General features: G+C 41.4%; 12 protein-coding genes and 2 pseudogenes. 2 read left to right on the top strand and 12 right to left on the bottom strand.

Annotated elements, in window-relative coordinates:
• Positions 1–1009: 1009 nt before the first annotated feature.
• Positions 1010–1252, bottom strand: a complete 243-nt coding sequence (locus tag ACXHJ1_RS10290; RefSeq protein ID WP_240753329.1) for a PDDEXK family nuclease — start codon at positions 1250–1252, stop codon at positions 1010–1012.
• Positions 1253–1690: 438 nt separating this feature from the next.
• On the opposite strand from ACXHJ1_RS10290, the gene ACXHJ1_RS10285 reads away from it, so the two are divergent.
• The gene (locus ACXHJ1_RS10285; protein ID WP_107735218.1) at positions 1691–1798 is read left to right on the top strand and encodes a helix-turn-helix domain-containing protein; all 108 of its coding nucleotides are present in this window, start codon (positions 1691–1693) and stop codon (positions 1796–1798) included.
• A gap of 341 nt (positions 1799–2139) precedes the next feature.
• On the opposite strand, the gene ACXHJ1_RS10280 is transcribed toward ACXHJ1_RS10285, so the two are convergent.
• Positions 2140–2478, bottom strand: coding sequence for a helix-turn-helix domain-containing protein (locus ACXHJ1_RS10280; RefSeq protein ID WP_094153704.1), 339 nt, complete (start codon positions 2476–2478; stop codon positions 2140–2142).
• Positions 2479–3820: 1342 nt separating this feature from the next.
• Between ACXHJ1_RS10280 and ACXHJ1_RS10275 the strand changes: the two are divergent.
• Positions 3821–4021, top strand: a pseudogene (locus tag ACXHJ1_RS10275) (IS4 family transposase); the annotation flags it as partial.
• Here ACXHJ1_RS10275 and ACXHJ1_RS10270 read toward each other — a convergent pair.
• From ACXHJ1_RS10270 to asnB, 10 genes and pseudogenes are all read right to left on the bottom strand, one after another.
• A pseudogene (locus ACXHJ1_RS10270) lies at positions 4018–4388 on the bottom strand (group II intron maturase-specific domain-containing protein); the annotation flags it as partial. The pseudogenes ACXHJ1_RS10275 and ACXHJ1_RS10270 sit on opposite strands and share 4 nt — an antisense overlap.
• 1378 nt (positions 4389–5766) lie before the next feature.
• Positions 5767–10266 (bottom strand): amino acid adenylation domain-containing protein, encoded by a 4500-nt coding sequence (locus tag ACXHJ1_RS10265; RefSeq protein ID WP_457906179.1) that lies wholly within the window; start codon positions 10264–10266, stop codon positions 5767–5769.
• Positions 10267–10324: 58 nt separating this feature from the next.
• Entirely contained in the window at positions 10325–15268 is a 4944-nt protein-coding gene (locus ACXHJ1_RS10260) for an amino acid adenylation domain-containing protein (RefSeq protein WP_457906021.1), read from the bottom strand.
• A gap of 70 nt (positions 15269–15338) precedes the next feature.
• On the bottom strand, positions 15339–17348 hold the full coding sequence (locus ACXHJ1_RS10255) for an ABC transporter ATP-binding protein (protein WP_457906020.1): 2010 nt from the start codon (positions 17346–17348) through the stop codon (positions 15339–15341).
• Positions 17345–19099 carry an ABC transporter ATP-binding protein gene (locus ACXHJ1_RS10250; RefSeq protein WP_107735212.1) on the bottom strand — a complete coding sequence of 585 codons (1755 nt, stop codon included), beginning with the start codon at positions 19097–19099 and terminating at the stop codon, positions 17345–17347. Before ACXHJ1_RS10250 ends, ACXHJ1_RS10255 begins: the two co-directional genes overlap by 4 nt.
• A 32-nt stretch (positions 19100–19131) precedes the next feature.
• Positions 19132–19680 carry a hypothetical protein gene (locus ACXHJ1_RS10245; RefSeq protein ID WP_107735211.1) on the bottom strand — a complete coding sequence of 183 codons (549 nt, stop codon included), beginning with the start codon at positions 19678–19680 and terminating at the stop codon, positions 19132–19134.
• Positions 19681–19692: 12 nt separating this feature from the next.
• Positions 19693–20700, bottom strand: coding sequence for an LLM class flavin-dependent oxidoreductase (locus ACXHJ1_RS10240; RefSeq protein WP_457906019.1), 1008 nt, complete (start codon positions 20698–20700; stop codon positions 19693–19695).
• Between the two features lie 48 nt (positions 20701–20748).
• On the bottom strand, positions 20749–20988 hold the full coding sequence (locus tag ACXHJ1_RS10235) for a phosphopantetheine-binding protein (RefSeq protein WP_167438757.1): 240 nt from the start codon (positions 20986–20988) through the stop codon (positions 20749–20751).
• A 21-nt stretch (positions 20989–21009) separates the two neighbouring features.
• Positions 21010–22038: a hypothetical protein gene (locus ACXHJ1_RS10230; RefSeq protein WP_107735208.1), complete on the bottom strand. Its 1029-nt coding sequence runs from the start codon at positions 22036–22038 to the stop codon at positions 21010–21012.
• 25 nt (positions 22039–22063) lie between these two features.
• Positions 22064–23923 carry an asparagine synthase (glutamine-hydrolyzing) gene (asnB, locus tag ACXHJ1_RS10225; RefSeq protein WP_107735207.1) on the bottom strand — a complete coding sequence of 620 codons (1860 nt, stop codon included), beginning with the start codon at positions 23921–23923 and terminating at the stop codon, positions 22064–22066.
• Between the last annotated feature and the right edge of the window lie 7 nt (positions 23924–23930).

The following is a 23930-nucleotide window of genomic DNA, read 5'->3' as shown; positions in this document are numbered from 1 at the left end:
CAAGGGATGTTCCTCCCATCGATGTAAGGCTTGCTGTAGGGTTCCGGCTGGCCAGCAGGAAGTCGGCCGTATCTCCGGATTCGGCACCGGAGCTGCCTTTGTCGAAGCCTATGTTTAAGGGATATTGATACACTCTATGTACGATTTGTGTATTCCCCCGCCTGGTGTGGATAAGTAAAGATCGGCTGCGGGGTAGTGAGCTTTTCCTGACGATTAGATGTGACGATGGTGCTGCATGAGGCTCAAAGAATGCTCCGTATGGCATGAACGGGACAGCCCTTGGATTGGCGGAGAATTCCAGCTTTTCAAAAATGATCACGCGCTTCATCCTCCATCGGAATTGGGATAAGGTTGGATTTGTCCTTTCTGAACCTTCCGACGTCATGGAGCAACATATTCTCGGCTGTCATTTTCCACAATTGTCGGTCCCCGCATGCCGGCTTGCTGGGTAGCCAGTGGACTGGTCTCTCGCGCACAGCTTGGATAGGTATAAAAACCATCAAATTCTATTTTCTATCATAATTGGAAAGTTGACCTATGTAGAATTATATCAAAATTTCCAAGAATGTATAGTAAAACTTCAGTTAAATTTGGTCTGTCCAACATAAGATGTTAATATTTTGCCTAAAAAGAGCGAATGGAGAGGAAACGCTGGGAATGGTTTGCCATCAATGAGGAATTCGACGAATGTCGACATTCAGACGGGGTGCCGGCCGATTTGGGAGATCTTCCCTGTAGATATTCTCTGCCGGTGCTCCGAATCCTTGCACTTTGCGATAACTTAACATGATTACCTGACAAATTTCTGGAAGCCTAGCTGAAAACGTGACTGGATGTCAGCTAGATATTCTGCTGGAAAATCCGCGAAAAATCCCGCAAGGTATCTTCCGTCAGATAAAAGAGATACCTCCCGATGGGAAGCCATTTTCCAAAATAATCATGGATTGTAGAGTAGGCTGTATTAGATGAGTCATATCCACTACCCAATAGCGCTTCGCTATTAAATATTTCACGATTTGCATGCAGTACCCACTTGGTAAACCAAATAATTCATCTTGTTCTCTTGTAACTTTCGCAAAAAATATGCAATAAATTTTATACTTTCTTCTTGTTTTATTGTAAGTAACATATCTGTATTCATAATGATGGGAAGCTTATTCTTGGGGTCAGTTGGATGTTTAATGCCTAACTTTTGTGCATAGAGGGTTTTATCTAGGGGTAATAAAGGAAATTGTTCGCGAATATCAATCACTTGCTCTGACCACTCCATTTGGTAATGATGTGTCAATTCAAAGTGTTTAGACAGATAATGGTGAAGTCGACCACTTTTCCAACCAAGAATTCGAGTAACTATCCCTATTGAAGGTACATCATGTACAGTCAACCAAGGTTTATATTCCGAAAAGTGGCCTTGACCTCTTCCTTCTTTGATTTTCCGTTGAATAGATGCTATAGATCTACTCCTAAGATATATTTTAGTTTTACATCAAAATACAAATGTAGAATATAACAACTCACAGCTTTATACAATAGCATAGTAATATTTTTTAGCTATATTTTACTTCGTAGCCTATTCATAGGCTACTCGTAGGGTATGAATAAGCTATAATATGGGCTATTAAGTAGGTACAATTAGTAAGCATATGGGTCGGGTTAAAACCTATTTGATATTCTCAATAGAGGTGAACTCATGAATACTTTGGGACACCAATGTAGAAATTTAAGACTACTCCATAAATGGACACAAGAGGAACTTGCTAATAAAATCGGGGTAACTAAACAGGTTGTTTCTAATTGAGAGCGAAATGTAGCACGGCCTGAAATTAATCATTTAATAATCTTTAGCAAAGGTTTTTGATGTTACATCCGATTATTTACCCTGTATTGCTAATCAAATGCCGTTCCCCTACTGTGTGGACTCAATTGATACAATTCATTCGGACCTTAATAACGAGAAAATCAAAAAATTCTTTGATTTTTTAACATTTCTAAATTCTGGTTTTCGAATTGAATTAAATGGGCAGGTATTAGAACAAGAAGATTTGAATCTAATCGGTATGCGGATAATTCGTGACTTTTATATACCAAAATTTAAATGAGTATTTCTAAGACATATTATTAAGGAACTCCCCTGAAAGATTAGTATCGAACAATCTTCAGTTTTATAAAATCAATAATTTCATCTCTATCTTCTTTAGTAAGTCCCCGAAACAAAGAAATAAGTTCTAATTCCTGAGCTTCAATGGCTAAATTAAAAATAGTGTTCTTTGATATAGGCGTATCTCCAAAGATTAACCACTCTATATGGGAATTGAAGTTTTCTTTAATTGCTATAATTATATCAAGAGAGGGTCTGTATTTATCTTGCTCCAGCTCACTCAACGTTCCTTGAGAAATTCCAATTATATTTGCAAACTTTATTTGATTTAAGTTGTTTGTTTTTCTAATAGTTCGAATTCGTTGGCCTATTGTAGACATAATTGCCCTCCTAAGCTAATAAAGATCCCGATATATCATCGGGATCTTTATTGATGTTTGTAAAATGGCTAGTTCCAGGCTTTTTTCACTGGTTCCACACATTTTTATCATCAGACAAAAATGTCAGATGAAATAAAACTGTGGAATGGATTTTATTGGGTTTAAAGCGGCAAGTGATAAACACAGAAACAAGAAAGTGTGGAACCATCAGAAAGTTACATATAAAAAATATTGGAAACTCCTTCTACAATTTCTTTGACAGTTATTGATCGCCCCATAATGTATATGCGGGAAATGGTCATCATGGTGGTCTATCCTGGACCGAATCTCAGCAAACGCGACCTGCAGCACCGCGTCTTTCCCAACCTACTGCCGAAGTTACCCATCACTACGCCCAATCAGGTCTTGGAGTGTGGATATTACCTATATCCGTATGACTCAGGGCTGGAGTTTCTCTACACCGTCACGGCCTGCTATTCTCCCTATATCGATGGACTGGCAGTTGGCCAAAGCTTGGAGATCGGCTTCGTTCTGGAGATGATGAAGCGAGCGTTTGAGTACAGTAGTCCTCGCGAGAAACAGCAGGGGGCAATACATCCACTTTGACAATCACTACTTTCCGCACAATCCCTGAAGGACTTTACACATGCAGCGGTGTATAATCGTCAGGTTCTGTTCTTATCCACAAGTGAGTAATTGAGGGAACTTCGTTCCCCTCCCACGCCTTCGCTTGGGCTTTGACCACCACCTGTTTCTCAGTGGGTGCTTGTTTTGTAATTATTTTCACACCTTGAAGAAATAAAATTCACTGTCTTGACATCGTGTAGCAACAGTCTGTTCCTAGGCGTGTCAAAATCATGGGCCCAATACTTTATAACAAACAGAAAAATCCATGTATATATAATTTGTGACATTGAACGCTACATTAAAAAATCATTAGGTAAGGGTGAAAAAGTGTCAGAGTGCGATTACTCATAATGCCCTGCTATTCTTCGAGAAACCAAAACGGATACTTTTATATTTGAATCAACACATAGTTCTCAAAAAAATTTTTACGAATTGATTAAACACACAAGTTATGAGGAATATCGAAAGAAGGTTGGTGAAGGACTCGGTATTGATGTTGTGATTCCGGTTGTGGATACCCCACTCGGACTTAATGGAAACACATCAAAAGAAACGTATGAGAAAATTCAGAAAGCAATTAAAAAAAGAACAATAAATAACATATATGAAGTATACGAAGTATGATATCTGCATACAACATTCCAAAACCTCCACCAACAGTTGCAGGCCTTCGAGTAAAGAATGTACAACGCAGGGGCAATGAAATATGGAGAGACTCTTTTTTCTCTTTGCTGATGAGGTCCGCGATCTAGACTTCCAGACCGCGTTTCAGCAACTCATGAGTTTATTTCTTGAAATGTCAGAGGCCATAACTAAGAAGAACAAAACAGATGTTTTTTGTCAACTACAGGAATGGATCTCTAGTTTACCAAGCTATACCAAAGGTTTGTTTGGTACGGCGGTTCCAAAAGGTTAACAAAGTTCCAGATAACGTGAGAGCAAGCTTTTCAGCCCTTTCGCTTCCCAGTAGGAAGGGGAAGGGCATTATTCGTGTTCCGGGACATTTCCCATGCGTCTCGCCGCGAGTTAGCCATTCTAAAACAAGCCCACTCTGGAACCCCAAGCGCCCGAAGTTCGCGGATTCGTGTGCGTACTCGTTTCCATTGTTTCCACAGACACATTCGCAGTCTTCTCCGAATCCACTGGTCTAGCGTTTGGACATACTTCTTCGCTAACGCCAGATGGAAATAGCCGATCCACCCCATCATATACTGGTTTAGTCGATTCATTCGTTCTTCCATGGAATTGGACCAGGTTCGATTCGTCAGTTCACGAATATTCTTTGACCCTCACATGAAATATTATCCAAGCGTTCACTGGAATCTGGAATAATAAAGGATATATTGTTATCAAGTAATTCGGAGTTTGGGATTTCTTGATCCAAAATAAAAAACTCGCCTAAACCAGTAGATTTGCATTTATTTCAACATCATTTTTTATATCCGTCTAACAAATGAAATCGAGGAACATTACAAAAACTGCTCCAAAATTGAATATAACAGTAAAACCGATGGCAACACGAAATCCGATTAATTAGCCACTTCTTTTCACAGAAGAAACCAGTAGTACTGACACCTGCATGGTTTGGTATCTAGTCGTCAAGTATCATATTCCTGCTTGTCGATAACTTTTCCGCAGTTGTCACATTGAACCGCACATGTTCTCTTGAAATTTAATTTTTCAATTGAAGAGAGATGCTCAGGATATTCCTCAATATCGAAACCTAAGCACAGCATTCCCCTGTAAAAGAAAGGGCTTCTTTGGGTTTTCTAGAATTGAGGTGAAATCTTCACAACCTGTGTTTGTGATATGCAATACCGGCTCAAGCTACTGATACATACCAAAATTTGGATGTAAATACCACTTATCCACAGGACTGTGTTATCCACATTCCGATTTCGTGTTTAATATTCATACTTTCTGTTATTGGAGCACACAACTTAGTAAAACTTGCTTCTGCTTTTTCTCCTAAAGTCCCATTGCACCTCTTGCAACAAATCCCATCCGACTCAAGTAGTCCTTCTAATGCATTGTGGATAATATGCCCTTTACATTTCGAATCTAATTGTTCTTTCGTTAAAGTTTCTTTTGTTGTCATATCCTAAAAAGGACACTTCTTCCGTTCGTCCGTTATATATATCCGTGCAATAAAATCCGATGATTATATAGTCTCTGCCCTCTGCTTCAGGTGAAGCTCCTGGAATAAATTTCTCATTCACATATAAATAAATGTACTGTTTATTAAACAAAGCTTGCTCAATCAGTGTCTGAATATCAATAGAGTTTTTTATCAGAAAATTTCTTGTCACAACATTATAATCGAACCATGGGGTCAAGATACTCCAATTATCCCCCTGATAGTCAGGTAAATAGAATGTTACCGGGTAATCATAATACCCTTTCTCGGAAACCAACTGTAATTAATTAGTAGAAAAACAGTTTCGTGTTTCCTTCTTGCACCCCAAAATCGATAATTGAAATGCACTATGAAGTTACCCCTTCGATAGCCGCGACTTATTTTATTGGCAATATAATATTATCCGTATAATACCTTTTTTTACCATTTACAACTAATTTTATCATGAAGAGTTAGATCCTAACTTCCGGTTAAAAACAGTAATTGCCTCACTTTTGCATTCCAGAGGCAATTACTGTTACTTCCTATTTAAATAATTGATCAAGCTCCATTAGAGACACGTCAACAAGATCAAAGTCCGAAGGTGTAAATTCGCGGTCTTCTTTGTTCAAGCAATGATCGAGCAGAGAACGAATATGCGACATATAACCATCCATAAGCTGAGTTACAGTACTTTCTTTCAACCAGTCCGTACTATACTGAACAATAATAGATGCTTCTTTATTCTTAACAAAGGCTATAATATCAATCAGGAAATCGACATCATTGTTTCTGCTTATCTCATCGCCCGATGGTTCGTCCGAGAGCAAGAAATAGTGATGAGATTGTATATTGTCCAGTTCTCCGAGATAATTGAACCTTATTCTCTTCTTCTCCGCAATCGGAAGTTTTCGGAGAATATACTTATTGATTCCATAACCAATGCCTTTGTGAGGAACCTCATGCAATTGTTGTTTGAGCGATTTGATTTGATCGGATAGATTCTTTTGTTCCATAACTAACCGTATTGGATATAGGCTAGTAAACCATCCGACTGTTCTTGAGACATTTACAGCCTCATCAATGTGCTCTCTTCCGTGACTCTCAGCCTCTAGCAATATTTCGTTCTGGTTCGTATGTTGTTGTAATGCAAATGCCAATGCAATAATCAACAAGTCGCCAGGGTCGGTTCCGTAGATTTGATTAGCCTTACCCAGAAGGAATTCCGTTTCAGCTTCATCTAATTTAATGATATGTTTTGCAAGGTTCCCATACGTATTTACTCCACCATTATGATCCACCTGAAATTCAAATGAGCTGTTCTCAATTTTGTCCCAATATTTCATTTCCTTGAACGAGGTCATGCCATACTCATACAGCTTCTCTGACCAATTCTGCATTGAGCTTGTTTTGGAAGGTAATTTCAGCTGCTCTTGGGCAATCGTCTGGCCGATCAATGTATGAATATCCTCCAGAATGATTCTCCACGATATGCCATCCACCAGCAGATGATGGGCGGTTAAAAGCAGGACATCCTTTTGTTTGCCGCCCATTTGAATAATACCTGCTTTGAACAGCAGCCCAGACTGCAGGTTGAAGGAGGATTTCAGCTTATTGCCTATCGTCGCTATGCTGTTTTGCTGCTCTTCTATTGATAATTCCGTTAGATCAAAGCTTGAAATTGCAAATGCACGGTCCTCCAGATAAGCATCATTGTAGATCATACTTCCTTCATCATTCAGGTTGATTCTCAACGTATCGTGATGAACAATTAAGGTAAATAATAGTTTATTCCATTGTTCATTGCTTAGATCAACATTTAACGTTAACAGGACGGACTGATTCCAGTGCTCGCGATTCGTCAATTGTTTATTAAAGAACCACTGATAGATTGGAGTGGGCTTAATCACACCATGATGGGATGTTTGCTGTATGATGGCGCCCTCCGCCGCATCATCCATTCTATCGATCTGGTTTCTAATGACGGGCACATTAAGAATATCCTTGACTTTGATTTTCAGCCCGATCTGCTCAAGACGATTGGCGATTTGGATCGCTTTAATCGAATCTCCGCCAAACACTAAAAAATCATCGTCCAATTCAAGATTCGGCCTGCCTAAAATATCCCGATAAATATGCAAAATTTTATGTTCAGTTTCCGTCAATGACAGATCTTCTTCATATTGCGATTCCATTCGATTGGATAAGCTCATATACTCGATCAATGCCTTTTTATCAACTTTCCCATTAATACTTAATGGTATCTGATCGACAGCATAATAATATGAAGGTATCATATACGCTGGTAATAGTCGGGCCAATTCCTCGCGTAAGCGCCGTTCGCTGAAATTGCTGTCTGGAACAATAAACGCATACAATGCTTTGGAGCCCATGCTATCTTCCCAATCTATTACAACGGCATCATTAACGGAGCTATGTGATCTTATATTTGACTCGATGTCTCCTAGCTCAATGCGGAAGCCTTTTATCTTAACTTGCTGGTCGATCCGACCCAAGTATTCCATAATGCCCGATTCATTGAGTCTAGCTGCGTCTCCCGATCGATATAAACGCGTTCCCTTCGAGAAGGGATTATCAAGGAAGCTTCTCGAAGTCGTGTCCGGCCGATTCAGGTACCCCCTTGCAAGCCCTTCTCCCGCAATGAATAATTCCCCTTCAGTACCTACGGGCACGGGATTAAGATTCGCATCCAGAATATAGAGTTGCGAATTATCGATAGGCACGCCAATTGGAACTGAACCCACAGTATCATTTAGCTTGTCAAACTTGTAAATCATGCATCCTACCGTTGCTTCCGTAGGACCATATTCATTAAATATATCGACTTTATTATTGAATAATTCGGTAATATCTCTTGCTAGCTCAGCCTTTAAATCTTCGCCGCCTACTATAAGCTTTTTAATGGACGTGTTCTTTATGCCCGTGTCCTTCAGCAGCCTTAGGTGAGCTGGCGTCAGTTTTACGATATTAGCCCTGTTCTCACGCATTACCTTATAAAGTACGAATTCATCTCCATCGTCTTTATAGATAATGATAGAATTCCCTGTTATCAATGGGGTGAAAATAGAGGTTACCGTAAGATCGAAGCCTAACGACGAATATAGCGCGAACGTTTCATCAGAACTGCTGATATATTGTTCGCTGGCCCAGCTAATATAATTGACTAATCCTTTGTTCTCGATTTGAACGCCTTTAGGATTGCCCGTTGAGCCCGACGTATAAATGACATAGACCAAATCCTCTAAGGAAGATTGTACGGATTGAAATACCGTGCTGCTACGTGCGATCTCATCATTTTGCAGCAGACGAATATACGTACCTTTGAATTTGATATGTTCCTGCGGGGTTACGTTAGTCAATATAAAGCTCGTTTGCGAGTCCTCAAAAATGTAATTCATTCGTTCAATCGGATAATCTTCATTGAGGGGCAGATAGGCTGCCCCGATTTTCAATATACCTAATATAGCCGCAACAACTTCGACGGAATGATAGCACATGACGCCGATAATGCTATTGGGCTTGGCGCCCTTTGATACAAGAAGATTAGCTATTTGATTAGCCTTTTCATTTAAAACGTTGTAGCTGACATTCTCGTTTTCAAAGCTTAGTGCAATATGATCCGGAGTTTGATTGACTTGTTGCTCAAACAAGCCGATGATCGTATCTTTTATTGTATATTGCGCTACTCGCTCATTTACTTGTTGAATCAACTGTTGTTCGACGCGAGTCATGATGCTTAGCTTGCTTAAATATTCAGAAGGACGTTCTACGATCTGCTCGATCATGAGCAGCATTCTTCCGTATAGCTTGTCTATCTCACGCTCCTGATATTCCTTGCTCTTATAGTCGATATGAAACTCGATTTGTTCCGAGCCCGACCATTCTTTAATGATGAATTGTAACGAGTATATTTGCTCGCCATTATGAAATTCCTCGAGCTCTACTGAGCAACCTGCAATATTACGATTTGGTTTCGTGTTGTAGAAGTTGACGCAGATGTTAAATAAATCACTATATCCCCTTTTACTTAGCTCCAAATCCTTAACTAGCTGATTGAAGGGATACTTTTGATGCTGAAAGCAATGAAATAACTCTTTATGGACGTTCTGTATAAAGGCTCGACAAGTCGTATTCTCTTCGATTCCTATACGCAATGGCATCGTACTGGTAAACATGCCGAAGGTGGTTTTATATTTTCTGTGGACTCGGTTGGATACCGGATTCCCTATAATAATATCTTGTTGATTGTTCAATTTATACATGTATAGCGCATAGGCCCCGGAGAAAAAAGAGTTTAACGACACTTGATTCTCAGCACAGAAACGATTTACGGCAAAAGTTAGCTCTTCCGAAAGCTTGAACGATTTTCTTGCGCCGGCAAGATCATCGGAAGCAGCCGCCAAATGATCGGGAAGACTTGCAAACTTGCTTTTCCAGTAGCCTTTATCCTTTTCCATTCTTTTAGAAGCAAGGTAATCCTTCTCCCATCCGATGTAATCAAGATAGGAGAAGTCTGGATTAATCGCAATGGATTCGTTATTGGACAATTTCGCATAATTGTCTGATATCTGTTCAATAAGAATCCCCATTGACCAACCGTCAGATACGATATGATGGGCCATTATAAAGTATCCGTATTCGTTATCGCTGAACTTTAACATTGCAAAATAGTATAATGGGGTGTTGGTTAATACAAATGGCTGGCTTACTTTGTTTCGTAACCAGCGGTCATATTCATCGCAAGCGTTATCCAGGGAACTAAAATCGAAAAAATCGATTTTAGTTCCTGCATATCCGTTGAGCCTCTGATACACTTCCCCATCGCTTTCCGTAACCTGCATTCTTAAGCCTTCATGGCCTTGCACAAAACAATGTATCGCTTTTTCGAGAATACCTGGATCAATCTTCCCTTTTATGCGCACAGTCCCGCCAATATTGTGTACGGCTGTTCCTTGATATATTTTTTCGATATACCAAATTCGTTTTTGAGCATGCGTCAGCGGATATAAATGATCCAAATTCACACTCGACAAGTTCGCTCACTCCTCGCTGATTGTTTCACTTACGCTCTATTGCTGCCTATTAGCGGTTCAAGGTAAGCTCACTTTCTTGTAGTGCCGTCAAATGCACTTCCAGCTTCCTTATTGTCTTTAATTTATAAATGAGATAAGAGATTGAAATATCTTCCTGCTCCATCAGATCTCCTATATGATCTTCCAATTCCATCTCCACTTTAAATGCAAGCAGTGAATTGCCGCCTAGTTCAAAGAAGTCGTCATCTATTCCGATTCCTTGCGCATCCAAAATATTTTCCCAAATGTCCAATATAATCTGTTGCATCTCATTAACAGGCTCTGCTTTATCGGCGCTTTTGAATGGTACATAGGAATAGCCTGATAACGCCTTTTGGTCGAGCTTGCCGTTCGATGTCAACGGCAAGGCTTCCAGATGGACATAGTGTGACGGGATCATATAATCAGGTAATTCTTTGCCGAGGAAGCTTCTGATTTCCGCTATATTGATTTCCTCGCATACCAAATAAGCGACCAAAGATTTATCCCCTGACGAATCTTCTTGTGCAAGGACTGCTGCTTCCTTTACTCCCGGGTACTTCTGCAGAGCAGCTTCGATCTCGCCAAACTCAATACGGTAACCTCTAATCTTGACCTGATCATCGATTCGGCCCAAATATTCGATGCTTCCATCCGAAAGCCATCTTCCCAGGTCGCCTGTTTTATACATAACCCCTTCTGATGCATAGCTGTTCGACACGAATTTCTCTGCTGTAAGCTCCGGCCGGTTCAAATAACCTCTTGCAACACCGGCTCCCGATATGCAGATCTCGCCGATCGCTCCCACCGGCATAAAGTGATTGTTAGAATCAACAATGTATATGCTGGTATTATCGATTGGTCTTCCTATCGGAACGGAAACACCGGTATCCTCCGACTGATTATATTTGTGAATCATGCATCCGACGACCGTTTCGGTTGGTCCGTACTCATTGAATATTTTCAGACGGTTATTAAACGCTTTGTTGGTACTTTTCGCCAAATCAACCTTTAGGTCTTCGCCGCCGACAATAAGCTTGCTAACCGAAGTATTGGCATGCTTCATATCCTTCAATAATTTCAAATGCGAAGGCGTCAATTTGATAATGTTAACTTTGTTGTCCCGCAGAATCGTATTCAGAATAAACTCTTCTCCGTCGTCTTCATAAATAACGATCTGGTTGCCACTTATTAACGGTGTAAAAATAGAAGTGACGGTAAGATCGAACCCTATCGATGAATATAGCGCAAACACTTCGGAGGAACTGCTGATATATTCTTTGTGCGCCCAGCTAATATAATTGACTAGCCCTCGGTTTTCGATCAGTACTCCTTTTGGATTCCCCGTCGAGCCTGAAGTATAGATGACATAGACTAAATCAGCAGCATCATTACTATTGCTCAAGTTAGAATTGTCGGAATGGAAAGAGGCCTCGTCATCTACATCTATCCACTCCTCGGTAAAATCGATGCTGCCTTGCTTGCTGGCTGCTGTCATTAATATCGATGTTCCGCAGTCCCGCAGCATGTATTGAATACGATCTGTCGGAAGGCTTGGATCGATAGGCAGGTATGCCCCGCCCGCCTTAAGAACGGCCAGAATGCTAATTACCATTTCCAACGATCTGTCCATCATGATCGCTACGATTTGATCTTGTTTTACACCTCTGGACCGCAGCGTTCTAGCCAATTGGTTGGCCCGCTCATTGAGCTCCTGATAAGTCAGCTGCTTCCCTTTATGTTCAAGCGCTATTCGATCCGGTGTGTTGCACACCTGGTCTTCGAATAGGGATTGAATCGTTTTATCCTTCGGAAACTCGGCCTTAGTAGCATTGAACGCTTCTCTGATTTGCCGTTTTTCTTCCTCTGTAATCATTTCGATTTCGCGCAGCGATTGCTCTGGTTTGAGCGTTATTGCCTCCAAAATGTGAATAAAATGATCGCTCATTCTGGTAATCGTTTGCGCTTTAAATAGATTCGTGTTGTATTCCAGTTGGAACTCGATTCCTTCTTCCAACTCTACTGCTTCCAGCGTCAAATCAAACTTGGCGATCTTCGATTCAAATGGATAAGCTTGAATATCCAGCTCGTCCAGTTGCAATTTCTCCATCTCCATATTCTGCAATACAAACATCGTATCGAATAATGGATTTCGGTTAATATCCCTTCTCACTTGCAGCTTCTCGACTAGCTCCTCGAACGGATATGCCTGATTCTCATAGGCCGCCAAGGCACCTTTCCTAACCTCTTGCAAAAAGGACAAGAACGTTTTAGTTCCTTCAGGCGCATTTCTCATGGCAAGCGTATTTACAAACAAGCCGGTCATATTTAGGACATCGGCATGAACTCTTCCCGCAATAGGCGACCCTACTACTATATCGTTTTGTCCGGAATATTTGGAGAGCATGATGTTGTACGCCGCCAGCAGAACCATATATAGCGTACTGTCTGTCCGCTCGGCAATTTCTTTCACTTTCCGTGCCATGCGGGCATCCGCCGTAAAGCTCAAGCGGCTTCCTTCGAACGTTTGTACTTCCGGTCGAGGGTAATCGGTCGCTAGTTTCAGTACCGGAATTTCTCCCTCGAACACTTGCAGCCAATACTGCTCCTGCTTATTTATCGAATCCGTGCCCATTTGTTCTTGCTGCCACACGGCATAATCTTTGTATTGCACATTCAGCGGGGACAGCTGGTTGCCCCGATAGAGCTCCATGAATTCACGAACCATGATTGTAACCGTTACGCCATCCGAAATAATATGATGCATATCTATCATCAGGATATATTGATCCTCGGCCAATTGAATCAGCTCTGCCCGGAATAGCGGAGCAAGACTTAAATCAAAAGGCTGAACAAATTGCTCGATTCGCTGCTCGATCTCCCCGGCGTGCGCAGTTGTACTTTTCAGTGTGAATTTAATATCGTTATTAATTTTTTGTACCGTTTCATTGTTGTGGACTTCAAATGTAGTGCGTAACAACTCGTGTCGGTCCACTAAGACCCCGATCACATTCTCCAAGCGCTGCTTGTCGACTTTTCCTTGCAGACTCAGCACAACCGGAATGTTATAAGACGTCGTGTTTCGTTGAAGCTGGTTCAACAGGAACATACGTCTCTGAGCGGATGATTGCGGGTAAAATTCCCGTTCTGCCGCAGGCTCAATATGGGTGCTGTCAGAGCTGCTATTGGCGCCTCTAATATAGTCGGCAAGCTCCGCCAATGTAATATTTTTAAAAATTTCGGCTAGCGGAAGCTCTACATTATATTCTTGATATACTTTGTATACTAACGAAATGACATTGAGAGAATGGCCTCCGCTTTCCAGAAACCTGTTCATTCTACCAACTTGCTTGAGCCCTAATATTTCGCACCATAACTCGGCCAATCTGCTTTCGATCTCGTCTGCCGGTGCAATATAGCGCTGCTGCTCCGGTTCCGGGAGTGCTTTATAGTCAAGCTTCCCGTTCAGACTCATCGGCAGTTGATCGATCGCAATAAAATATTGTGGCACCATATAGTCAGGCAATTTCAATGCAATGAACTGACGGAATTCATGATTTACCTGCTCTTGCGGTTCAATCACACCATTAAGAACATTCAGTACAACATAGGCACAAATATACGTAGTTCCTTGATCGTTTTGTTTGGCAATAATGGCTGCTTCTTTAACTTTAGGATGGAGCAATAGCGTATTCTCTACTTCATTCAGTTCGACCCGGAAGCCCCTGATTTTGATCTGGCGATCGACCCGGCCAAGAAATTCAATGTTTCCATCCTCCAATACCCGACCGAGATCACCCGTACGATAAATAATATCTGTCGGATCGTTATTGAACGGATTAGGAATAAACCTTTCCTTATTCAACTCATCATTATTGTAATAGCCCAAGCTTCTATACGGGGTACGAATATAGATTTCGCCAGTAACGCCTTGAGCACAAAGCTGCAAATCCTCATTCAATATAGCTACCCTTGCTCCAGAAATCGGCTTTCCGATTGGTATATTGGGTTTAACTACATCTTCAGGCTTAATGCGGTGAAATACTTTGGCTAATGTCGTTTCTGTTTGTCCGTACAAGCTCACCAGTTGGACTCGTTCATCCATGATTTCGTACCAGCTAACAATATCTTTCGGTACGCTCCTCTCCCCTGCAAGCAAGACGTACTGCAACTGTGGATAACGATCGCTCGTCAGCGACTTCCCGTTGATAAGCTTGAATAGACTCGGCGTACAATGGATCAAGGACACCCTGGAGCTTTCGATCCATTCCATAAGACTGTTGCTTTCCAGCATCATTTCTTTACTTTCAGGTATGCATATGGCTCCGCCCGACAACAGTGGGACAAAGATATCTCTAAGCAGCGGATTGTGGCATGGAGAAGTGAACTGGCTGACTCTCGCGTCTTGTGTAATACCGAATTCTTCGATTTCCCATTCAATAAAGTGCAGCAGACTCTCGTTCCGTCCTACTACTGCTTTAGGGTTACCCGTGGAGCCTGAAGTAAAGAATACATACGTTTTATCATTAGGTCCGTAAGACTGTTCTGGCCTTACCTTGCCATTGAATTCATTAGCCTGTGTATCGACATGAATAATGTCAAGCTCCTCGGTCCAGCCTTCATAAATATCGGAAAAGGACGCCAGCGGGTCATCTGTTAGAATGTATTTGGTCTCGGTGGTCGAAAGCATAACTTTAATTCTTTCTCTTGGATATGTAACATCTATAGGCATAAATACGCAGCCGGATTTGACTATCCCTACAACGGAGCAGATCAATTGAATTTTATCATGCATGAAAATACTGACAAACGTCCCTCTTTCCAAGCCTTTCGCCAGCAATGCATGTGCGATTACATTGGACCTCTCCTCCAGCTCGGCATAGCTTAATACTTGGCCTCGATACTCTAGGGCGTTCCGCTCACTATGCTCATCGAAAGATTTGAATAAGCGCGATTGAATCGTATTAGGTGTCATCTTAAATCATTCCTTTTCGATATGATAAAAACCCCTTGAAGGCTTCAAGGGACTCACACGTAAATATGAATTAATTTGGAAGGACTGCATACTCGAAATTTTTGTTCAAGGATAAGGAGTTCTCCTGCAGCTTAACCATATTGGCGTATCTGCCATTCAAGCTCATCAGTTCGTCATGGTTTCCTCTCTCTATAATCTCACCCTTATGCATAACCAGAATGCAGTCCGCTTGACGGATTGTGGAAAGCCGGTGCGCGATAATAAACATCGTTCTATTTTTAACTAAAACCTTTAGTGCCTTTTGAATAATCGCTTCGGTTTCACTATCGATATTTGCTGTCGCTTCATCCAATAACAATATAGCCGGATTAAAAGCCAGTGCCCTTGCAAAAGAGATTAGTTGACGCTGCCCGTTAGAAAGCGTGCTGCCTCGTTCAATAACCTCTTCGTCGTAACTGTTCGGCAGGCCATTCACAAAACCCTCAGCCCCCACCTCCCGAATCACTTGTTTTACTCTCTCAAGATCAATACCTTCATTGTAAAGACTTACGTTAAACTTAATATCGCCTGCGAATAAAAAAGGATCCTGAAGGACAATACCCATATGCTTCCGCAGCTCTTGCTTGGACATGCTTGCAATATCCCGGCCATCGATCGTAATCGAGCCTTTGTTCGGTTCATAGAAGCCTAAAAGCAAATTCATAATCGAGCTTTTGCCTGATCCTGTATGCCCTACAATTGCAATTGTTTGTCCTTTTTTCACTTCGAAAGAAATGTCCTTTAATACGTACTCTTCCTCTTTATAAGCAAAGGAAACATGATTGAAGGCGACATGCCCCTCCGGTCTGACGAACTCTTCAACAGCTCCCATGTCAATCCCGTCTTCATCGATAAACTTAAATACGCGTTCTGCGGATACTAACGAACGCTGAACACTTGTAAGCTGTTCAAAAATACCGTTGATAGGAGCAAATAGCCGTCCAAGATAATCAACAAACGCATATAAAACGCCAAATGAGATAGCCGTGTGCAATGAAGCGTTACCAAAGTACCACAGCAATGCAACTACAGCTAATGCCCCGATAAAGTTCGTTATATTTTGAGATAAAATGCTGGAAATCCGAAGCTGTTTCATTTGATGAACGTAGCTGTCCTGCGTCAACTTCTCGAATTCATCTACACGTTCTTTCTCTCGACGAAATGCTTTAATGATAGGCATGACTAAAATAGATTCGTTAATCATGGCATTCGTTTGGCTCAAACGTTCTCTGATGACTTGAAAATATCCCTTGGAAAACTTGAAATGAAGCCTCATTAAAACAAAGAACAGCGGAAGGAATATTAAGCAGAGTGCAGCCAACGTCTTGTCCAGCATGAACATAAGCGTATAGATACAAACAAGGTTTACGCCGTTAACAACGAAATTGTTCATAAAGCTCATAAACAAGTCTTTGATCGATTCGGTATCGTTCGTAATCCTTGTGACAACCTGTCCTACAGGCGTATTGTCGAAGTAGCGAACGGGTATCCGATGAACATGCTTCATTGCATCTATCCTTATTTTACGAACAACGCGCAAGGCTATAGATTGCATCATGTATCCGCTTACAAAACTGAGGTAGCCACCGACAATCAGTAAGCTAGCATAGAGTCCTATCAGTTGTATGACAGGATTCACATCATGTTTATAGAATGTAACCACATCATTAGACGATAGCTTTATTTCTTCAGCAGCATTCGCAGCTGTTATAACAAGTGTATTATCCTGTTGTTTAAGTTGCACCTTCGTCCACTCGGGATTCAGCTGATCCGTAGCGATCCAATCCGCTCTTATATAGGCTTTATCGTGAAAATCTACATATTTGGTCCCTTCCGGCACTTCTGCATTGCCAGCTTCGTACCAGTCCAATTCGACAATCGAGCTAATATGCCGGTCGATAACCATCTTAGTAATATAAGGCCCGCTAAGCTGAGCCGCCACAGCGATAAGCAAAATAATTAAAGCGAATATCATTTTTTTTCTGAACAATAAAATATAGCTAGTCAATCTTCGCAAGACGGAAGGTTTTTTTATCATCATAGCGCTTCCTTTCCTTCACTCAAAGCCTCCATTTGTTGGCGTTCATACTGCTCTTTATACCAACCATTGCGATACAACAACTGCTCATGCGTTCCTTCTTCAATGATCTGCCCTTGATCCAGCACAACAATCCAATGGGCGTGACTTACCGCAGACAGTCGATGCGCCGTAATAAATGTTGTTCTGCCGGCCGTTTGCTGCCGAATGTTTTTTAAGATTAGGCTTTCCGTTTTTGCATCTACTGCGGATAAGACATCGTCTAAAATCAAAATTTCAGGATTGATGAGCAACGCCCGCGCAATGGCCATTCGTTGTTTTTGACCGCCGGACAGCATAATGCCGCTTTCGCCTATAATCGTATCCCAGCCTTCGCTCATTTGTTCGATATCTTCCTTCAGGCAGGACAGCTCGATCGCGCGTAGAACCTCGTCATCAGTGGCTTCGGGATTGCCCATCGCAATATTATCCCGAATACTCTTGGACAATAATAAATGATCTTGCGGTACATAACCGATCCAACTGCGCACCCGGTCCAGAGCGACCTGCTCGATCGGTACATCAGAAATAAACAGTCGCTGCGGCTCGATAATATATTGTCTAAGCAATTGCTTTAACAGCGTACTTTTTCCACTTCCCGTCCGACCTACAATCCCGAGCGTCTGCCCCTGCTCAATGCGGAAGGAAACGTTTCTCAAGCTGTCGCTGGAAGCCCCCGGGTAACGAAACGTTAATTGCTTCATCTCGATACTTGTCGGCACGCTTACCGGTACCAGCTCATTAGCGTCCACTACATCCGGCTGCTGCTCCATAGACTGCTCCAACCTTTCTAATGAGGCGCTTCCTTGCTTGAGCATATTGACGAATTCCCCGAAATAAACCATAGGCCAAATGATTAACCCCAAAAACATGTTAAAAGTTATCAATTGACCTAACGTAATCTGATTATGAAATACGAGATAGGAGCCATAACCGTTGCCGATGACATAACTAAATCCAACCACAGTCATAATAACGGGTTGAATCAACGTGTTCGTAAAAGCTGCCTTCATGTTTTTCTTCATCACATCGTCTGTTACACGTTCAAAGGCCTCAATATCTTTTCGCTCTTGCACATAGGAACGAAGGACGCGCAGACCGGAAATCGACTCAATCACATGCTGATTCATATGACCAAAGGCTTCCTGGACATCCTTGAATCGTCTTCGAACGACAACGCCCAGCTTACTTACCGTATAAGCCAGTAGAGGCAGGGGCAGCAACGATGCTAGCATTAACTTATAATCAACATACACAATCATTGCGACAAAAACGATAACCGTCCCGATAAACGTGAACACCAGTGTCATTACACCACCACCGGCGATGTTTGCAATAAATGGTATATCATTATTGACAAGCGCCATTAATTCTCCCGTGCGGTTTCGCTGGAAAAAGGAAGGCGTCATTTGGGTCAGGTGTCTCATTAGGCGGCCTTTAAGCAACTTCTCTAATTGAATCGCATTTCCAAACAGCAAATAGTGATAAAAGAAAATAATAACATATAGACTGCAAGACAACGTTGCAAGTAAAATAACGGAATTGCTTAACTTATCGGCCGTAAAGGTTTCGCTGCGAATTTGATCTATTGTTTTGCCAATAAATCTGGGCGGGATCAGAAACGCTAGATTAGCGATGATTAATAGCGAGACGCCGATTAAATAATGGATCCATCGTTGTTTAATAAACCATTTCAGCTTGATGATTAGAGACATGGAATACCTGCTCCTCTACCGTTTTTACGATCTTAATTCGAGCTTCTTTCGCTCGATGCTTTCATATCAATGATGACCGGATAGGTGCCATATTGACCGAAGTTAATTTTCTTATCCAGCTTCTCAAAAACGATTTTATGCTTGAGCAGTAGAATTCGATAAATCTCGACATTCATAGCGCAAACAAAATAGTCGACTTTGTACTTTTTTGAAAATCTGAACATAAAATCGACGAACTTCGAAAGAAAGCCCTGATTTCGTTTATTCTCAGTGATCGCCATCTTGCCGAGCTCGAATACCGTAGAACGCTCTTGTATATTTTTCACTGAAGGATGGTCCGCGAACGGATAATAATATTCCAGGTTCGTTTCCTCTTTTGGAATGTACGGCAACACTTCAATGGTACCGATGCTGTCATTATTCTCATCCACCATTAGAAAGCGAATACAATTTTTCGATTCTTTCGGTTCGAAGGTAACTCCGCGTTCCAAGCATAAGTCAGAATAAATTTTTACGAACGTGTCTTCTTCCGCTTTGGTTTTAACTTGAACAAACAGCGGGTAATTGTTGTCCTGCTCCATATTGACCTCCTATTATGAACGAACTAGCTTCATTACTTGATCCACATGCTCGAACTCATCCGCCGATCTTAATTCGGTTAGAATGATGACATTCACACCAAGCTGAAGATACTTTTCAAAATAAGCAGCTACATCCTCATAGCTGCCGACCAGGAGCGGATTATTTTGCCCGCCGCTCGTAAATGCGCCCATCCAGAAAACATCATCATGCGTCTCCGAGCTCAATCCCAATTCAGCCATCTGTCTTAACCAGGTCGACTCGGAATTTAATTTCACCTTCGTATGCAACATCCCTAGGAAGCTTTGAGGATACAGTTGTCTTGCAACTTCCCATGCTTCGGCGCTTGTTTTTCTTGTAATAATTCCGATTTCAATTCCGACCTTAAGCGATGGATAGTTTATTTTACTCAAGAAATTTTGTTTGAAATGCTCTATAGGCCCCGGGTGAGTCATCGCAACCTGCGCTAATTTCCCGGCAAGCTGAATAGCTGCATCCGAAGAGCCCGCAACATATATATCCGGCATAAGATGCTTCGGAACTGGAGTTCCCAGGTGAAGCTTATTATAGTTATAATAAGTACCTTTGTAATCGATTGGCTCATCGGATTCAAGCAATAGCTTTACTACCTCAATATATTCTTGAAGTCTTTGATAACGCGAAGGGTGCTCCAGCAGATCCGATATTTGCTCCAATTCGTGCTTTGCTGCACCTGTAATCATGTTCAAATTAACTTTCTTCCCATAGATATAAGTAAGGCTCTGTACCTTTTTCACAGTAGCGACAGGGCTGTTGTAACTGGGGAGAGCGGCAATAATCGGAACAAAATTGTTGGTGTGCTGCAGAACATTCGATGCCAGAATAAACGGATCGACCATTAAATGATTGAAGTGAAAGAGCGATCCGTCGTAATTATATTTTTCTGCAGTCGTAATGATCTGTTGAACTTGATTAATATATTGTGACGATTGACTGTAATTGATATTTGAAACATTGCAAAAAACCTCAAATTGATATTTCAACAAGTCTCACCCGCTCAGTGGTTATTGGTATGGATATCCGTGTAAAGCTTACGCTTGAACCATATCGACAATCAAATTAACGAAGTCTTTGAATTTATTTATTTCTCTCATCGTCAATGCATCGTCATCAAATTCGATTTCGAATTCATCTTCTATTGCTACAATCAGCTTAATATAGTCCAAGGAATTTAGTCCGAACTCGTTAAAATCTCTCTCCATATCAATATCAGTAGTGTTAAACAGTCCCTCAACGATTTTCAGCAGTTTTTCTACAACATTATTTTCCACGGTAAAAACCCCCGTTATAGTTTATAGGTTCATTTCTTCTTGAAAACGCTTCGTTAACGAAAGCTCTTGCTCATATAAATCTAGGAGCAGCTTTTTTGATTCTTCCAATTTCGATTTAAAATATTTTTGCGAGTTCTTATACATGACGCGGCCAATCTTACTCGTTACAAGGACCCAATATTCATGATGATCGTTGTATAGCTGAGACAGCTTATTATAAGAATCGGTACTTATTAAATTTATATCCAATGCATATTTCAAAAGCATCAAGATCCTTTTTTGCATGGTAACGCCTCTTTTAATCTGCTGAAGGAACCACATGAATTGTTCTGGTTCCACCAGCAGGTGAACATTTTGCTCATTAAACATTTCAGCATATTTCTTGATGGCAATTAATCCTTTATAGGATTGTCCTAGGCTATCCATTGCTTCCGTGCCTAAGATGTCGGTTAATAATGAATCGATTAACGATTTGGAAACTTCCAGCTTGCCATTCGACCAATCATCTCTTAGACGTACGCAGTGAATAATAGCTTCATTAGAATCCCCGAGCGCGGATTGAAACGATTGGGAAAACTGTGTATTATCCAACTCGTAATAATCAATCGTTCCAATCTGTACGCAGTCCTCTAATAATTTAAAGCCTTCCGAGTCGTATCCATAAATGAATGATGGATGGACAAATGTCGTTTTGTTAAAGTCAGCGCTGCCAGGGAAGTAATAGCGGTTCATATTAAGGAATACATAATAATTGTCATCGATCAATGTACAAACCAGCTTATTAATGTCACGTTCCTCGTTAACAATGATGCGCTTTTCCTCAAATATTGAGGTTAGATCCGGCCTCTCGAACATGACATCAATGTGTGAAGACAAGTCGTTATGATGTACAACTGCTCCTTCACGATGGACGTTAAGCGTGTAGGCCCATTTATAAAAACATGGCAGACCCTCAAACTGAGGGTCATGTGCAGTCAATATGCCGATTAGATTATTGTTGACACAATCCAACCATAAGTCATTGTATGGCTTCACTTTTAGCGTCTTCAAACCAAATTACCACCTTTTAATGACGTCAGGAAATCTTGAATTCATCCAGAAAAACACCGAGTGTAATGGCGACAATGAGCATATCATTTTCAAAAGGCAAGTTCAGCTTGAAACCTGGCTGTACATACTGCTTTTTCAGTTTCTCGATCGTATCAGGATTAAAGAAGCCTTGGCTTTTAATCTTGTCGTACGACAGTAGATCGTTTATATACTCGACATCCTGGCGCAGCAATTCAGGGCTTCCCGGGGCAACGAATGTGTATTTAGGCCGCTTGATGATGTCGACAGGGACATTTTTTTTCGCCAATTGCTTCAATATATATTTTTCCTCGAAAAGCTTCAGCTTCAAGTCCGGCGGAATGACTCTTACAAAATCAACAACGTCTTTGTCAAGGAACGGATATCTCGCTTCCACGGAGTTCGCAAAAGCCATGCGGTCGCCATGATCCGCCAACAGATGTTCTGGCAAGCGCAATTTGTAGTCAATATAGGAGCGCTTATGAAGTATATCAATGTTATCGATCCGTTCTTTGTTGATGACCGGATGATTCAAGCAATTGACATCACTATAAAAGCTGTTTATTTCATTCGAATACAGCTCTCGTTTCGTCGATTCGTATTCATAGTATTGTTTCTCGTAGAAGAAATTCTCGTCTCCCCATAGATTCCTTCTAATTTCAACCTCTCTCGGATCAGGTTTATTGCCTGCATTGCTTGGCGATTGCGCTCTCATTTTGTCAAACCGATACCCTACATATCCTGCAAACAGCTCATCGGCACCTTCACCGGTCAGCACCACTTTGATGTTGTTTCTTCTGACAGCTTGCGACAATACTAAGGAAGCCGTATTATAGGTTTCCTTCAGCGCACTCTCCGAATGCCGGATCGCTTGACGCAACCTGGTTGAAATATCCGCAGGCGAGAACATCTCCTCGCAGTGATTGGATTGAACATGTCTGGACATCAACCATTGATAATTCGATTCGGAAATCATCTTATCTGTAAACGCAACGGAGAACGAGTACTTGATGCTCGGATCGATGCCGTGAATTTTTGCAGCAATGATGGAAGAATCCAGTCCTCCACTTATATAGAAGGCCAAGGGAACATCCGACATCAGACGATACTTGACCGCTTTGGTGAGCAGGTCATCCAGCTTCTCGATGTAATAGCTCTCATCCATCGGCCGTTCCATTTCATGGACTTTAGGATATATGAGGTCCCAATATTCATCATCTTTTACCCGGCCGTCTTTGATTTCCAGTTGGTGTCCATTCTCAAGGCTATAAATATTATCAAAAAAAGTTCGAGGAGCGATTAATCCAGGGAAAGTCATCATCTGATCCAGAGCAACCAAATCTACTTTCCTTTGAACCGACGGATGCTCCAGAATCGCTTTAATTTCGGAAGCAAAAATAAATAAGCCATCTACTATCGTGTAGTAGAATGGCGCGATACCCATATGATCTCGGGCACAAAATAAGGATTGATTGGTCAGATCATAGATAGCAAAAGCAAATTGTCCGTTCAGTGAATTAACGAAGTCCGTCCCGTACTCTTCATATAAGTGTAGAATAACCTCGACGTCGGAATTCGTTCTAAACTTATGCCCTTTCGCCACCATCTGTTCTCTTAATTCGAGATAGTTGAATATCTCTCCATTGCAAATCAATACTTTCGTATTATCTTCATTAGCAATCGGCTGCATCCCCGTTGTTAAATCAATAATACTGAGTCTGGCAAAGCCTAGTGATACCTGTTCGTTCTGATAAAAGTCTATGCCATCGGGCCCCCGATGGCTCAGCTTTTCGATCATATTTAATATGATATGCTTCTCGATTCTATTCTCATTTCTAATATCATAAATTCCCGCAATTCCGCACATATGCTTA

Source organism: Paenibacillus sp. ALE2, assembly GCF_054113385.1.
The sequence above is the reverse complement of the archived record's forward strand: the minus strand, read 5'-3'. Positions and strand labels throughout refer to the sequence as shown.